Source organism: Streptomyces sp. GS7 (assembly GCF_009834125.1).
Classification (GTDB): domain Bacteria; phylum Actinomycetota; class Actinomycetes; order Streptomycetales; family Streptomycetaceae; genus Streptomyces.
Map to the genome: position 1 here is coordinate 5,513,428 of NZ_CP047146.1, position 14,324 is coordinate 5,527,751.

General features: G+C 72.7%; 12 protein-coding genes. 8 read left to right on the forward strand and 4 right to left on the reverse strand.

The window, feature by feature from the left end:
* The first annotated feature begins 287 nt into the window (after nt 1-287).
* Together GR130_RS23955 and GR130_RS23960 are read left to right on the forward strand one after the other, a co-directional pair.
* Nucleotides 288-1,130 carry an alpha/beta fold hydrolase gene (locus GR130_RS23955; protein WP_159506612.1) on the forward strand — a complete coding sequence of 281 codons (843 nt, stop codon included), beginning with the start codon at nt 288-290 and terminating at the stop codon, nt 1,128-1,130.
* A complete protein-coding gene (locus GR130_RS23960; RefSeq protein WP_159506613.1) occupies nt 1,127-2,437 on the forward strand; it encodes a cytochrome P450 in 1,311 nt (436 codons plus the stop codon). The genes GR130_RS23955 and GR130_RS23960 overlap by 4 nt, the downstream gene beginning before the upstream one ends.
* Here the strand turns inward: GR130_RS23960 and GR130_RS23965 are convergent.
* Nucleotides 2,385-3,311 (reverse strand): glutathione S-transferase C-terminal domain-containing protein, encoded by a 927-nt coding sequence (locus tag GR130_RS23965; protein ID WP_159506614.1) that lies wholly within the window; start codon nt 3,309-3,311, stop codon nt 2,385-2,387. The two genes, GR130_RS23960 and GR130_RS23965, sit on opposite strands and share 53 nt — an antisense overlap.
* A 164-nt stretch (nt 3,312-3,475) precedes the next feature.
* Nucleotides 3,476-3,607: a hypothetical protein gene (locus tag GR130_RS41410; protein WP_268977937.1), complete on the reverse strand. Its 132-nt coding sequence runs from the start codon at nt 3,605-3,607 to the stop codon at nt 3,476-3,478.
* Between the two features lie 186 nt (nt 3,608-3,793).
* On the opposite strand from GR130_RS41410, the gene GR130_RS23970 reads away from it, so the two are divergent.
* Both GR130_RS23970 and GR130_RS23975 read left to right on the forward strand, forming a co-directional pair.
* On the forward strand, nt 3,794-4,252 hold the full coding sequence (locus GR130_RS23970) for an RrF2 family transcriptional regulator (protein ID WP_159506615.1): 459 nt from the start codon (nt 3,794-3,796) through the stop codon (nt 4,250-4,252).
* Nucleotides 4,253-4,435: 183 nt separating this feature from the next.
* Nucleotides 4,436-5,725 (forward strand): acyl-CoA dehydrogenase, encoded by a 1,290-nt coding sequence (locus tag GR130_RS23975; RefSeq protein ID WP_159506616.1) that lies wholly within the window; start codon nt 4,436-4,438, stop codon nt 5,723-5,725.
* 29 nt (nt 5,726-5,754) lie between these two features.
* On the opposite strand, the gene efeB is transcribed toward GR130_RS23975, so the two are convergent.
* On the reverse strand, nt 5,755-7,023 hold the full coding sequence (gene efeB, locus GR130_RS23980; protein WP_159506617.1) for an iron uptake transporter deferrochelatase/peroxidase subunit: 1,269 nt from the start codon (nt 7,021-7,023) through the stop codon (nt 5,755-5,757).
* Nucleotides 7,024-7,130: 107 nt separating this feature from the next.
* Nucleotides 7,131-9,305 carry an iron uptake transporter permease EfeU gene (efeU, locus tag GR130_RS23985; RefSeq protein WP_159506618.1) on the reverse strand — a complete coding sequence of 725 codons (2,175 nt, stop codon included), beginning with the start codon at nt 9,303-9,305 and terminating at the stop codon, nt 7,131-7,133.
* Nucleotides 9,306-9,464: 159 nt separating this feature from the next.
* Between efeU and GR130_RS23990 the strand changes: the two genes are divergently transcribed.
* From GR130_RS23990 to GR130_RS24005, 4 genes are all read left to right on the forward strand, one after another.
* Complete coding sequence (locus tag GR130_RS23990) at nt 9,465-10,304, forward strand: alpha/beta fold hydrolase (protein WP_159506619.1); 840 nt, start codon at nt 9,465-9,467, stop codon at nt 10,302-10,304.
* A gap of 66 nt (nt 10,305-10,370) precedes the next feature.
* The gene (locus tag GR130_RS23995; RefSeq protein ID WP_159506620.1) at nt 10,371-11,366 is read left to right on the forward strand and encodes an aldo/keto reductase; all 996 of its coding nucleotides are present in this window, start codon (nt 10,371-10,373) and stop codon (nt 11,364-11,366) included.
* A 440-nt stretch (nt 11,367-11,806) separates the two neighbouring features.
* Nucleotides 11,807-12,955: an RCC1 domain-containing protein gene (locus GR130_RS24000; protein WP_236574015.1), complete on the forward strand. Its 1,149-nt coding sequence runs from the start codon at nt 11,807-11,809 to the stop codon at nt 12,953-12,955.
* A 148-nt stretch (nt 12,956-13,103) separates the two neighbouring features.
* Nucleotides 13,104-14,273, forward strand: coding sequence for an RCC1 domain-containing protein (locus GR130_RS24005; protein WP_236573416.1), 1,170 nt, complete (start codon nt 13,104-13,106; stop codon nt 14,271-14,273).
* Nucleotides 14,274-14,324 lie beyond the last annotated feature (51 nt).

Consider the following 14,324-nt stretch of genomic DNA (forward strand, 5'->3'; position numbering starts at 1 on the left):
GGAATCACGTGGCCTCGCCTACGGGGCGGGCCCCCTCCCGGCCGCAGCCCCCTCCGAGAACCCGCACCGGCCGTGACTCCCCCGAACCGGGCGGCGGGCAGGTTCAACTGACGCTTCAGCAGATATCTGGAGGGGTGGCCCGCGCTCTCCCGGCGCCTGCCCCGGCCCGGACCTGCGCGCGTGGCACTCTTGCGGCCCGCCGCGGCGGCGTCCAGTGTGAGGGGAGTTGTCCACCACCGGTGGTGTGCGGCCGGGTGGCCGTTCCCGTCACACGTCTGGAGTTGAGCGTGGCCTCCTTCGTACTGCCCCACGCCCTGCACGGCAGGGGATCGCACAAGGTCATCGCCGTGCACGGCTGGTTCGCCGACCGGTCCGCGTTCGACCCGGTCCTGCCCGACCTCGACCTGGACACGTTCCAGTACGCGCTGGTGGACCTCCGTGGCTACGGCGAGGCCCGGGCCGAAGCCGGTGCGTACACCACGGGCGAGGGCGCGGCCGATGTGCTGGCGCTGGCCGACCTGCTGGGCTGGGAGCGGTTCTCGCTGATCGGCCACTCCATGGGCGGCAGCGTCGTGCAACGGGTGCTGGCCGCGGCACCGCACCGGGTACGCCGGCTCGTCGGGATCTCGCCGGTGCCGGCCTCCGGGATGCCGATGCCGCCGCAGCAGTGGGAGCTGTTCGCCTCGGCGGCGCATGCCCCGGAGAACCGGCGGGCCATCATCGACCTCACCACCGGCGGCCGGCGCCCCGCCGCCTGGCTCGACCGGATGGTGCGGCGGTCCCTGGAGCGCAGCGACCCGAAGGCGTTCCGGGCCTGGCTGGACTCCTGGGCCGGCGACGGGTTCGCGGCCGAGGTCGAGGGCTCGGCGGTGCCGGCGCTGGCGGTGACCGGCGCGCTGGACCCGGCCCTCAGCGCCGAACTGGCCCGGCAGACCTGGATGAAGTGGTACACCGACAGCACGCTGCTGGACCTGCCGTCGGCCGGTCACTACGCCATGGACGAGACACCGCTGGAGCTGATCCGGGCCGTGGAGGACTTCCTGCGGGCCGACGACGGCGCCGGGGGCGGCGAAGGGGACGGCCGTGCGGAGGGCCGGGGGCACGGCGGTGGCGGACCGGCGGCCGGATGACGCCCGTGCCGTCCCCGGCTCCCCGGCCCCCCGGCGCCGCTCCCCCGGACGCCGTCCCCGACGTCTTCGATCCCCGCGTCCACGCCGCCGGGCTGCCGCACGGCGCGTACCGGCTGCTGCGCGACCGGCACCCGGTCGCCTGGCAGGACGAGTACGAGGTGCTCGGCTGGCCCGCCGGCCCCGGTTTCTGGGCGGTCACCCGGCACCGCGACGTCGTACGGGTCCTGAAGGACGCACGGACCTTCTCCTCTCACCTGGGCGCCACCCAGATCCGCGACCCCGACCCCGCCGACCTGCCGTTCATCCGCCGCATGATGCTCAATCAGGACCCCCCGGACCACGGGCGGCTGCGGCGCCTGGTGAGCCGCGCGTTCACCCGCCGCCGGGTCGACCGCTTCGAGACCGCCGTACGGGACCGGGCCCGCGGCCTGCTGGGCGCGGCGCTCACCGCGGCCCGGGGCGGCGACGGCGTCTGCGACCTCGTCACCGCCGTCACCGACGACTTCGCGCTGCTCAACCTCGCCGATCTGCTCGGCGTACCGCCCGGTGAGCGCGGGCTGCTCCTCGACTGGACCCGCCGCGTCATCGGCTACCAGGACCCGGACGAGGCCGGGCCGCCCGCCGCCGGCCCCGACGGCCGGCCCGTCGACCCGCGCTCCCCGTCGATGCTCCAGGACATGTTCGCCTTCGCCCGCGAGCTGGCCGCGCACAAGCGGCAGCACCCGGCCGACGACGTCATGACCGCGCTCGCCGCGGACCCCGAACTGACCACGCCGGAAATGGAGATGTTCTTCTTCCTGCTGACCGTCGCCGGAAACGACACGGTGCGCAGCGCGGCCCCCGGCGGCCTGCTGGCACTGGCCGGGCACCCCGGCGCGTACCGCGCGCTGCGCGGCGGCGCGGCGGGGATGGCGACCGCCGTGGACGAGCTGCTGCGCTGGCACCCGCCGGTACTCAGCTTCCGCCGGACCGCCGTACGCGACACGGAGCTGGCGGGCCGCCGGATCTACGCCGGCGACAAGGTGGTCGTCTTCCACGCCGCGGCCAACTACGACGAGCGGGTCTTCGCCGCCCCGCACCGGCTGGACCTGTCCCGGGCCCCGAACCCCCATGTCTCCTTCGGCGACGGCCCGCACGTCTGCCTGGGCGCCCATCTCGCCCGGTTGCAACTGCGGCTGCTCTACGAGGAGATGTGTGCCGCGGTGCCCGCTGTGGCGGTCGCCGGACCGCCACAGCGGCTGGTGTCGAACTTCATCAACGGGCTGAAGTCGCTGCCGCTGAGGATCGCGGACGCGGGGCGGGCGTAGCGGCGTCCGGTGGCGTCCAGTCCACGATCTGCACCGCCGCCCCGGCCGCCTCCCGGCCCCGGCAACGGGCGTGGTGGCGGCGGGCGATGGCGTCCAGGTCGAGGTGGCGGCCGAACGCGGGGTGCGCCGCCAGCCGGCGGGCGTAGGCCCACAGCCGGCGGTGGACGGCGATCCGGTGTACGGCCGCGGCGTCCAGGTGCCAGCGGTGGACGGTGTCCAGCTGGACGAGGGTCACCCACAACTGCACGTCGGCGGCACTGATTTCGTCGCCGAGCAGATACGTCCGGCCGGCCAGCCGCCGCTCCAGCGACGCCAGGGCGCCCAGGAGGGTGCCGACGGCGGCCTCGTAGCCGGGGTGGCCGGCTCCCAGGCCGCCGGCGTGCTGCGCGGCGTCGTTGACCTCCCGCTCGCAGAGCCGGTCGAGTGCCGCGGTCTCGTCGCGGGCGTGGTCCGGGTGGAGCACGGGCCCGTGCGCCCCGAACTGCTCGGCCAGGTCGTGCAGGATGTCGGGGGCGTGGGTGCTGACGATCCGTCCGGTCCAGCTGTCGCTGAGTACGGGCGCGGCGGCCGGCCCGGAGTACTGGTGCGCACTGGCCTCGTACAGCGGGCGCAGCGCGGAGTATCCGCAGTCCGGGGCGTCGGGCACGGCGGGCAGCAGGGTCACCGGGAGGGTGTCGCCGAGCTCCAGGAGGCCGTGGGTGATGGCGATCCTCAGACAGTGCGGACAGGACAGCGAGAGATGCAGCCGGTAGCGGTGCGGGACGGGGTAGTGGCCGCTCCGCGCGTCGGAGCCGATCCGGCCGCGGAGCGACGCGGCGGAGCCGGGTGCGTCCGCCGTGGCGGACGGCGCGGAGGTGGCGGAGGTGGTGGTCATACGAGTCCCTGGGGGCGAGGTCCGGTTCACGGACGTACGGACGGGCACGTACGGGCGTGGGGGGTTGCGGGGCGACGGGCGCCGCGCGGCGGGCATCGGGCACCCGGAGGGTGCCGGGTCCGACGGGGGCGGCGCGGAGCGGTGGGCGCGCGCCCTGCGGCGCCTCAGGCGAGGAGACTTGCCGCGCTGCACACCCGCAGCAGGTCGATATGCCGGCGCGAGGTCAGCAGGGCCGGAAGGGGAAGCCGCCGGGCCGCGCGGTGTGCGCGGTCGTCGCCCGGCTCTGCGTGCCCCATGGATTCCCACCCGTTCACTAGGGTTCCCGCCCATGAGTGTCGAGCCGCCGTCGTGTCGCGTCAAGGGGATGTCCGGCACCCGGCCACCGGAGGGGCGGGTCGGCGCACGGGGAGGGGTGAACGCCGGGGTCCGCTCCCCGGCCCCCTCCCCCTCGGGGATCCCTCCCCCTCGGGGATAATGCCGCCATGCGGATCTCAGCCAGAGCGGACTATGCGGTGCGCGCCGCCCTGCAGCTCGCTCACGCCCGGGACGCGGGGCCGCTCAAGGCGGAGGCCATCGCCGACGCCCAGGACATTCCGCACAAGTTCCTCGAAGGCATCCTCAACGACATGCGCCGGGGCGGTCTGGTCCTCAGCCAGCGCGGCGGAAACGGCGGCTACCGCCTCGCCAAGGCCCCGGAGGACATCAGCATCGCCGACGTCATCCGCGTCGTGGACGGCCCGCTGGTCTCCGTACGCGGCGTCCGCCCACCGGAGTTGTCGTACACCGGCCCCGCCGAGTCCCTGCTTCCGCTGTGGGTCGCGCTGCGGGCCAATGTCCGGGAGATCCTCGACGGCGTCTCCCTCGCCGATGTCGCGACGTCCGAACTCCCCACCCGGGTCTCCGCACTGACCCAGGACCCGGCCTCCTGGACGAACCCGTAGCCCCTGTCCGGCGTACCGCGACGGCTACCGGCGCAGCGGCCACACGTCCGGAATACGACACCCCGCTGTCCACCCTTTGAACAACCCTTGCCCTGAACCAAGTTCAGCAGCATCATCGTGAATTCCAATTCCCTACCAATCCAGTGGGAAAACTAGGAAAGCCGGAGGACGGTGAACGGCGCCATGCCGAAGAGGTCCGCAGCACCCCCCGCCGCCCCTCAGGCCGGCCCCCCCGCGGAGGACGACGTCTGGCCGCGCGTCACCCGCGAACTCGCCGACGATCTCGCCGTCGACGCGCTCAGCCGCGACCGCGCCGGCAAACCGCCCTTCGACGAACTCGCCCGGCTCCGGGAAGCCGGCCTGCCGGCCCTGCTGACCCCGCCCGGACCGCACCGCGGCGGCAGTGACTGGCGCACCGCCTGCGCGGTCATCCGGGAGATCGCCGCGGCCGACGGCTCCATCGGCGAACTGCTCGGCCGCCACTACGCGCTGACCTGGAGCGCCCGCTTCTTCGGCACCCCGGAAACCGCCGACGCGCTGGAACGCGGCACCGCCGCCGCGCAGTGGCTGCTGGCCGGCGACACCACGGTCCCGGGCGCCGGTTGCGACACGCCCGCTCCGGCCCGCGCCACCGCGCCCACCGGCCTCACCCTCACCCCCACCGCGGCCGGCTATCTCCTCAACGGCCGCCGCTCCTTCGCCGCCGGCGCCACCGTCGCCGACCGGCTGGTCCTCGGGGCCGTCTGCACCACCACCGGCGACTCCCTCATCGCCCTCGTGGACCCGGCCCACCCCGGCGTCACCAGCGACCCGGACCACGACCGCCTGGGGCAGCGGCTCACCGGGGCCGGCACCCTCACCTTCGACGATGTCCCGGTGCCGCCCGCCGGCATCCTCGGCTCGGCCGCCCACGACGAGCACCACGTCACCCCGTACGCCACCCTGGCACCGCTGGCGCTGCGCCTCGCCCTCGCCCACGTCGGCCTGGGGATCGCCGAGGGCGCGCTCGCCGAGGCCCGCGACGTCAGCCGCGCGGCCCCGCACAACTGGCCGGCCGAGGACCTGGACACCGCCGCGTACCGAGAGCAACCGGGCGGCGACCCCTATCTCCTGCTCGCGTACGGCGAGTTGGTCGCCGCCGCGCACACCGCGGCGGCGGTCGTGGAACCGGCGACCGAGGCGCTGGCGCGGGGCCTGCTGATGGGCCAGGACCTCGGGGTCGACGAACGCGCCGACATCGCCGTGCTCGTGGCCGCCGCGGAGGCGGTCACCAACGAGTCCGCGATCCGGATCACCACCCGCATCCTGGAGCTGACGGCCACCGCGGACGCCCCCGTCCACGACCCCGGTTTCGACCGCTTCTGGCGGAACGCCCGCGTGCTCACCGCCCAGCGCTCCCCCGCCCACAGCCTCCGCGCCATCGGCGACCACTATCTGAACGGGACGCAGCCGCCGCTGATGCTGCGGATCTGAGCACCGCCGGGCGGCGCGCCCCGGGGGCGTCAGGCGGCGGCCAGCATGCTCCGGCCGAACCAGTCCGAGGAGTCCCGGACACCCGGCAGCGCGAAGAAGTACCCGCCGCCGGTCGGCGATATGTAGTCGACCAGCGGCTCGTCGATCAGCCGCGTCTGCGTGGCCTCGAACTGGCGGCGGACGTCCTGCTGGTAGCAGCAGAAGACCAGTCCCATGTCGAGGTTGCCGACGTTGTCGACCCCCCGGTCGTAGTTGTAGCCGCGGCGCAGGATGCGGGAGTCGTCGGTGGCGGCGGTACGGGGGTTGGCCAGGCGTATGTGGGCGTCGAGCGGGATGGCGTTGCCGTGCGGGTCCTTGCTGTAGACCGGGGCGTCGTTCTCGTTCGCGCCGTCCAGCGGGGCACCGGTGTCCTTGCGGCGGCCGAACATCTTCTCCTGCTCGGTCAGCGAGACGCGGTCCCAGAACTCGACCAGCATCCGGATGATCCGGATGACCTGGTAGCTGCCGCCGGTGGCCCAGGACGGCTCGCCGAGATGGTCGCCGACCCAGATCAGCCGGTCCGTCTCACGTGAGGAGTTCACGTCCGGGTTGACGATGCCGTCCTTGAAGCCGAGCAGGTTGCGCTGCGCCCCGGCCGGCCGCGGCTCGTTCTGGAACCCGTCGATGCGCCACTTGATCTGCATGGCGCCGCGGGTGTGCCGGGCGATGTCGCGCAGCGCGTGCAGCACGACGTCCTGGCGTGCCGCGCATATCTGGAGCGAGAGGTCGCCATGGCATTCGGCGGCCTGGAGGTTGTCGTTGGGGAAGGTCCGCATCGGGGTGAGCCGGCGCGGCCTGGCCTTGGCGAGGCCGAACCGGTCGTCGAAGAGCGAGGCGCCGACGCCCAGCGTGACCGTGAGCGCGTCGGCGGGCACCACCGGCCCGAGGATCCCGTTGTCGGACGGCGGCGCGCCGACGCCGAGGTCGGCGGGGGTGCCGCCGGCGGTCAGGAAGCGGGCGCGCTCGGTGATCGTCCGCAGCAGGTCGGTGAGTTCCTTGCGGTTGTCCGCGATGACGTTGAGCGAGACGAAGGCAGCGGCGGCGGGCTGCGGTGTGACGATGCCGGCCTGGTGCACGCCGTGGAACGGCACCTTCCCGGAGTTCGCCGTCTCGGCGGCCGACGCCGTACCAACCCGGCTCAGGGCGAATCCGCCGCCGGCCAGCGCCGCTCCGGCCGCACCGGCGCCGAGCGCGGTCTTCACGAACGAGCGCCGGTCGGCGGGGCAGCGGCCCTGCGGGCCGGGCGTTTCGGCGGACATCTCGTGGTTCCCTTCGGAGCGTGCATCACAGGGTGCGGGGTGGGCGGTCGGCGCGGCGTTCCCCGGCCGGGGTTCCGGGCTGCCGGACATGCGGTCTTCCGGTGTCATCAGGCGGACTTCCGGATCTCCAGCAGGTCGGGCACCGGAGCGAGGTGCTCCAGCAGCTGCCCGGTCGTGCCGTTCAGCCGGGCCCGCACCGTCACGTCGAGCTTGTCGACCGGCGTCCAGGTGCTGTCGTGGTGCGCGCCGTCCAGCAGCTTCTGGAGTCGGTCGATGTCACCGTCGATCGTCGCGAGCAGCTGCGGATCGCGCTTGGTGATCAGCGGGCGCAGTACGCCGAGGAGTTCCCGCGTGCCCGAGAGGTTGGCGTCGGCGGTGGCGAGGTTGGTGCCGCTGCCCTCGTCGGTGTCGCCGGTCAGCTCGAACTGGAGGGTGTTCTCCAGGATCTCGTGGGTCCGCAGCGGCAGGTCGCCCGGGTCGAAGTCCTGCGTGGGGAATGCCTTCTTCAGCCCCGCGACATCGCTGTTCAGCTGCTTCGCGGGCCCGCTCAGCTCATCCGCGGACTGGCCGTGCCACAGCCCGTACTCGATCTTGTGGAACCCGTTGAAGTCCTTGTCGTGCACCCCCGCCGGGAGCCCGTCGGCCCGCCCGTTGATCTTCTTGTCGAAGTCCTGGAACGTGCCGTAGGCCGCGCCGAGCGAGGAGTACGTACGGTGCGCGGTGAGCCAGTCCGTCCGCGCGCTGTCCAGGTCGCCGCCCGCGATGTCGTCGCTGAGCTGCTGTGTCTGGGACACCAGGGTGCCCAGCCCCTGGTCGACGTACTGCTTGTACTGGCTCAGCGGGCCGGCCAGATCGTCCTCGGAGACCGGCACGACGGCCCTGGCGGCCCCGCCGCCGGTGACCCGTACGGCGGCGGAGGTGACGGGCTTTCCGCCGGTGGGCACACAGCGCCAGGCGTACGAGCCGCCGGCGACGGTCGCGACCAGGTCACGGGTGGTACCGGGCGCCAGGCCCTCGATCTCCCCGTACACCGCGTTCGACGCGGGGTCGACGAGGTACACCTCGGAGGTCTTGTCCCCGGTGTTGTGCATCTGGAAGGTCTGCCGGCCCGGCTTGGGCGCGGTGAACCCCTTGCCGCACTCCTTCTCCGACACCGAGACGGTCTGGGCGTCGGCGGGCTTGGACTTGCCGAAGGCGACGATGCCACCGGCGATGACGGCGGGCACGGCGACCACCGCGGTGGGCAGCAGCCAGCCGGGCCGCTTCCTGGGGGCGGCGGGGCGCACCGGCGCGGACTGCGGCGCGGCGGCGGGCTGTTCGGCACCGTCGGCCGCCGGCTCGCCACCGGCCTCCGCCACCTCCTCCGAAGCGGACTGCGCCAACGCCGTCTCCCCGACGGGCTTCTGCTCTGCCGGCTTCTGCTCCACGGACTTCTGCTCCACGGACTTCTGCTCCGCCGGCTTCGCCGCGGAAGACCGCACGCCGCGGACGAACAGCGTCATCACCGCGGCGAGATACGCGACATACGCACCGGCCTGCAACCAGGTCATCGCCGGCGTCAGGTTCAGGACACCCTGCACCAGGGTGCTGTACCAGGCGCTCGGGTCGACGCTCTGGCTCAGGTCGAAGGCGAACGCGGCCTTGCCGGGGAGTACGCCGCCCTCCTGAAGGTCCCGCAGTCCGTAGCCCAGGACGCCCGCGGCGATGACGATGAGCACGGCACCGGTCGCGGTGAAGAACCTGGTGAGGTTGATCTTCAGCACCCGGCGGTACAGACCCCAGCAGAGCCCGGCGGCGATGACGAGTCCGATGCCGGCCCCGATCATCGGCCCGGCGGACTCACCTGCCGCACGCGCCGTGGTCCACAGGAACAGCGCGGTCTCCAGCCCCTCGCGGCCCACGGCCAGGAAGGAGGTGACGATCAGCATGCCCGACCCCATGGCGAGCGCTCCGGTGACCTTCTCCTTGATCTCCCCGGAGAGGCTGCGCGCCGAGCGGCGCATCCAGAACACCATGCCGGTGACGAACGCGACGGCGATGACGCTGAGCGCGCCGCCGAACGCTTCCTGCGCGGTGGCCGACAGCGAGGCGGCGGTGAAGGTGAGCACCGCCCCGAAGCTCAGCGCCAGCGCGATGGCGGCGAGCACACCGGTCCACACCTGCGCCAGGCGCGACTTGGCACCGGCCCGTACGAGAGTGGCGACGAGGATCGAAACGATGAGTCCGCCTTCCAGACCTTCTCGCAAGCCGATCAAGAAGCTCGGAAACGCGTCGTCCCACATATGTGTCCTCCCCGGCCGGACCTCGCCGGTATGCCTTGCCTCAGTTAGCGAAGGCATACCTTAGTCAGCTGGCCTGATTATGTCTACGCAGGTGTAGTCACTTGGTCACGGGGAGGCAAAGAGCCCAGCTCACATCCCGTGCGCCGGGATACTGCACGAATGGACTCGATCTACCGCAGCGCGCGAGGCCGGGACCTCATCCGCACCTGGTGCCGCGACCGGCTGGCCGCGTGGCCGGTGCCGCACGAGCGGACGGCGCTGACCGCCAACGGCGCCCGGACCCACCTGGTCCTCGCGGGCTCCGGCCCGACCACGGTCGTCTACGTCCCCGGCACCAACTTCAACGCCGCCGCATCACTGCCCATGGCCACCTCCCTGGTCACCGCCGGCTACCGGGTGGCGATACCCGACGTCCCCGGCCAGCCCGGCCTGAGCACGGCCGAACGCACGCTCCCCGACGGCACGTTGTCCTGGTACGGCACCTGGCTGAGCGAGACGATCGAGCACCTCGCGACGGCACCGGTCGTGGTCATGGGCCACTCCTTCGGCGCCGCCATCGCCCTGTCCGCCGACTCCCCCCGGATCGAGCGACTGGTGCTGCTGTCCCCCGGCGGCCTGACGAAACTGAGAGTGCCCCCGGCGCTGCTGGCCGCCGCTGCCGCCTGGTTCCTCCGCCCCACCCCCAAGCGCAGCGCCCGGCTCCTGCGCGCCATGCACGCCCCCGGCCGCAGACCCCGCGAGGAGCTGGTGCACTGGATGACACTGGTCGCCCGGCACGCCCGCTCCAGCGCCGACCCCGGCCCCGCCGCTCCGCCGCCGCGCTCCGTCCCCCGTCTCCTCCTCACCGGCGAGCACGACGTCTTCCTCCCTCCCCGCCGGCTCGCACCGGTGGTACGTGCCACCCTCGGCACCGAACTCCGCGTCATGCCCGACGCCGGGCACCTGATCGTCGAAGAGCACACCGACCACCTGGCCGCGCTGGTGCGGACCCAAGCCTGACGAAGCCCGCGCCGGCATCACTTTCCGGCCGCCCCTCACCATGACGGGCACCACACAAGGAGGACCATGAAGTACCGCCGGCTCGGACACAGCGAGTTGGACGTATCCGCCGTAGGGCTCGGATGCATGGGGATGTCGATCGCCTACGGTCCGGCCGACGAGACCGAGACCCTCCGCACCCTCGACCGCGCGGCCGAGCTGGGCGTCACCTTCCTCGACACCGCGGACGCGTACGGGCGCGGCGCCAACGAGGAGTTGCTGGGCCGGTGGCTGCGACGCCGGGACCGCGGCACGGTGGCCCTCGCCACGAAGTTCGGGCTGCGGCACGATCCGGCGAGCGGCCGGGTCGACCGGGTCGACACCTCGCCCGCCCATGTCCGCGCGGCCTGTGACGCCTCGCTGCGCAGGCTCGGTGTCGACCACATCGACGTCTACTACGTCCACCGCCGCGACCCGCGGACACCCGTCGAGGAGACCATCGGCGCCATGGCGGATCTCGTCGCCGCCGGAAAGGTGCGCTGTCTGGGCCTGTCCGAGGTGAGCCCGCAGACACTGCGCGCCGCACACTCCGCCCATCCCATCAGCGCCGTGCAGATGGAGTACTCCCTCTTCACCCGGGACGTGGTCGAGGGCGAGATGCTCGCCACCTGCCGCGAACTCGGCATCTCGGTCACCGCCTATTCGCCTCTCGGGCGCGGCATGCTGACGGGAGCGCTCACCTCGCGGGACCAGCTCACCGAAGACGACAACCGCCGGCGCTGGCCGCGCTTCTCCGCCGACAACCTCGACCGCAACCTCGCCCTCGTCCGGTCCCTCACCGACATCGCGGCGGACATCGGCTGCACACCCTCCCAGGCCGCCCTGGCCTGGCTGCTCGCGCAGGGCGACGACGTCGTGCCCCTCCCCGGCACCAAGCGCGTGCGCTATCTCGAAGAGAACGCCGCCGCGGCGGACCTGACCCTCACCACCGACCAACTCGCCCTGCTGCGGGCCGCGGTACCCCTCGACGCCGTGGCGGGCGACCGCTACCCGCAACAGGCCCTGCACCGCCTGGGCCACTGAAGCACCGCGCTCCACCCCCTCCCCCGCGGTGACGGCTTCACCATGCCCGGACCGCCAGGCGGTACCCGGCCCCGTTCTCTCAAGTCGCCTCCGGCGCAAAGGAGATGGGATGCGGTCCGAGCAACCCTCCTGAACGACGCGTAGCCGCGACGGCATCGCCAGGCGACGAGAACCGTATAGCACCCCAAGCAGATTCACCCATATGTCCGTTAGGCCATTGGGGTGCCGAATACCCCGTTGGGGGTGACGTGAGGACAGCCTGCGCATACCTGGAGTCGCCCGATCCAATGATCCGTCCGAACCCGGCGGGGTGCTGGTCAACTGCCCACCGGGACAACGCATTTGACGAGAGGACGGGTGGATTGCGAAGGACGACGAGCAGGACGCGCAGGTCGGGCAAGGGGTGGGGCACTCGGCGGACCGCGCCGGTGGTGGCCGCGGTGCTGGCGGCGCTCGCCGGACCGACCGTCGCGGGACCGGCACAGGCCGCTCCCGGACCGGAGGTGTTCAGCTGGGGCGCGGGAGACGCAGGCCAGTTGGGCAGTGGGGGAACCGGGGACCGCTGGTCTCCGGGCCCGGTGATGGGAATGCACCGCGGGGAGGTGCGCAGAATCTCCGCCGGGGGGACGGGCAGCGGCGACTCCTTCGCCGTGGCGCAGTTGGAGAACGGCACCGTACGCGCCTGGGGCCATGGCTCCGCTGGGCAGTTGGGCACCGGGAGCCGCAGCGACCGGAGCACCCCGGACACGGTGAACGGGCTGCGGGACGTGAACGATGTCGCGGCGGGCGGCGCGCACGCGCTGGCGATCAGCAAGGGCCGGGTGTGGGCCTGGGGCGACAACGGCGACGGCCAACTGGGCAACAACCGTTCCGGCGACGACAGTACGTCCCCCGTGCGGGTGCCGAGCATCTTCATGGCGCGGCAGGTGGCGGCGGGCTGCGACTTCAGCATGGCGCTGATGGAGGACGGCACTGTGTGGTCGTGGGGGAACGGCGCCCACGGCCAACTCGGCACCGGAGAGCGGAAGTCCGAGTCCGTGCCGCAGGAGGTCAAGGGCCTGAGCGGGATCGCCGAGATCGCGGCGGGGTGCCACCACGGGCTCGCCCGCACCGAGGACGGCACCGTCTGGACCTGGGGGGACAACCTCAAGGGGCAGCTGGGCGACGGAACCACGAAGGGCAGCAGCGCCGAGCCCGTCAAGGCCCGGTGGCTGCGCGACATCCGCAAGATCACCGCGGGTGGGGATCACGGTTTCGCGATCCGCAACGACGACACCGTCTACGGGTGGGGGGAGAACCGGGACGGGCAGCTGCTGGAGGCCGACCAGTCCGACGACACCGGCCTGAGCCGCACCAACCGCAACACGCCCGTGGCGATCGACGCGCTCGAAGGAGCCCGTGACCTGGCCGCGGGGCGCAGCCACGACCTCGCCATCCTCGACGACAGGGTGGTGGCCTGGGGCGCCAACGGCGAGGGCCAACTCGGCAACGGCACCGCCCTCGCCCGCCACGCACCGGTGACCGCCGCCCGCGGGGACTTCCACCACGTCGCCGCGTCCCTGGCGGGCAATTCGAGCTACGCGTACTGACTCCTGCCGCCCTGCGCGCAGGACCTCACCTCATCTTTCGTACGGCGCTGGAGCCTGCCTCCGCGCCGCCACCTGTGAAAGGCATGCCCGAATGCAGAAAACGCAGACAGCCCGGCGTACCCGGCGTCGACTGCGCGGAGTGTGCGGTGTGGTCACCGCCGCCGCGGCACTGGCAGCGCTCGCGGGGACGGCCGCACCGGCCACAGCCGGTACCGCGTCGCCCGACCCGTGGGTATACAGCTGGGGCCAGAACGCCTCGGGTGAGCTGGGCAACGGATCCACCGTGGCGCAGCCGACCCCCGGGCCTGTCCTGGGGCTGGCGCGGGAGGACGTGAAATCACTTGAGGCCGGCGGCAGTACGACAACTGGTCCGTTCGCCGTGGCGTTGCTGAAGAACGGCACGGTCAAGTCCTGGGGGGACAACACCTACGGCCAACTCGGCAACGGATCCACCACCTCCCGTGCCTTCCCGGCCGCCGTCGCGGGACTGGACGGGGTCCGGTCGATCGCCGTGGGCTGCCACCACGCCCTGGCCCTGAAGAACGGGCGAGTGTGGGCCTGGGGCTACAACGAGTTCGGCCAGTTGGGCAACGGCACGAACAGCGCGAAGAACACCGGGGTCCCCAGGCCGGTCGCCGTTCAGGGTCTGGACAAGGTCAAGGCCATCGCCGCCGGCTGCCGTACCAGCCTGGCGCTCCGCCAAGACGGCACCGTCTGGGCATGGGGCGCAAACGCCCAAGGCCAGCTGGGCAACGGGAACACCACCGACCGCAACACCCCCCAGCGGGTTCCCGAGTTGGAGGGGGTGACCGCGCTCGCCGCGGGTGTGCTCCACGCGAGCGTTCTCACCAGCGACCACAAGGTCAAGGCGTGGGGCTACAACGCCAACGGCGAACTGGGCAATGACACCACCACCAACAGCAGTTCACCCGTCGATGTGCAGCACCTCGAAGGCGTGGCGAAGCTCTACGGCGGCCCCCACAGCACCCTCGCGGTTCTTGAGGACGGCAGCGTCAAGGGGTGGGGGTGGAATGCCTCCGGCCAGCTCGGCGACGGCACCAAGACCACCCGCACCACCGCCGTGGCCATCGACGGCCTGACCGGCGTCCGGGAGCTCGCCCCCGGACGCGACCACACCCTCGCCCTGCTCGACGACCAGTCGGTCGTCGCCTGGGGCGCAAACGCCAACGGCCAGCTCGGACATGGCAGTACAGACAGCACGGACCGGGCCGACAAACCGGCTATCGCCATCCCAGCCCACAGCGGTGTGAACCACCTCGCGGTGGGCCGCAACTCGGCCTTCAGCTTCGCGTACTGACCGGCCAGGCGCGGCGGCGACCCGCCACTGCCGGCGCCGCCGCGCCCACCT

Coding starts and splice junctions, on each gene's coding strand:
- GR130_RS23960 (WP_159506613.1), top strand. CDS start 1,127: ATGACGCCCGTGCCGTCCCCGGCTCCCCGGCCCCCCGGCGCCGCTCCC.
- GR130_RS23965 (WP_159506614.1), bottom strand. CDS start 3,311: ATGACCACCACCTCCGCCACCTCCGCGCCGTCCGCCACGGCGGACGCA.
- GR130_RS41410 (WP_268977937.1), bottom strand. CDS start 3,607: ATGGGGCACGCAGAGCCGGGCGACGACCGCGCACACCGCGCGGCCCGG.
- GR130_RS23970 (WP_159506615.1), top strand. CDS start 3,794: ATGCGGATCTCAGCCAGAGCGGACTATGCGGTGCGCGCCGCCCTGCAG.
- GR130_RS23975 (WP_159506616.1), top strand. CDS start 4,436: ATGCCGAAGAGGTCCGCAGCACCCCCCGCCGCCCCTCAGGCCGGCCCC.
- efeB (WP_159506617.1), bottom strand. CDS start 7,023: ATGTCCGCCGAAACGCCCGGCCCGCAGGGCCGCTGCCCCGCCGACCGG.
- efeU (WP_159506618.1), bottom strand. CDS start 9,305: ATGTGGGACGACGCGTTTCCGAGCTTCTTGATCGGCTTGCGAGAAGGT.
- GR130_RS23990 (WP_159506619.1), top strand. CDS start 9,465: ATGGACTCGATCTACCGCAGCGCGCGAGGCCGGGACCTCATCCGCACC.
- GR130_RS23995 (WP_159506620.1), top strand. CDS start 10,371: ATGAAGTACCGCCGGCTCGGACACAGCGAGTTGGACGTATCCGCCGTA.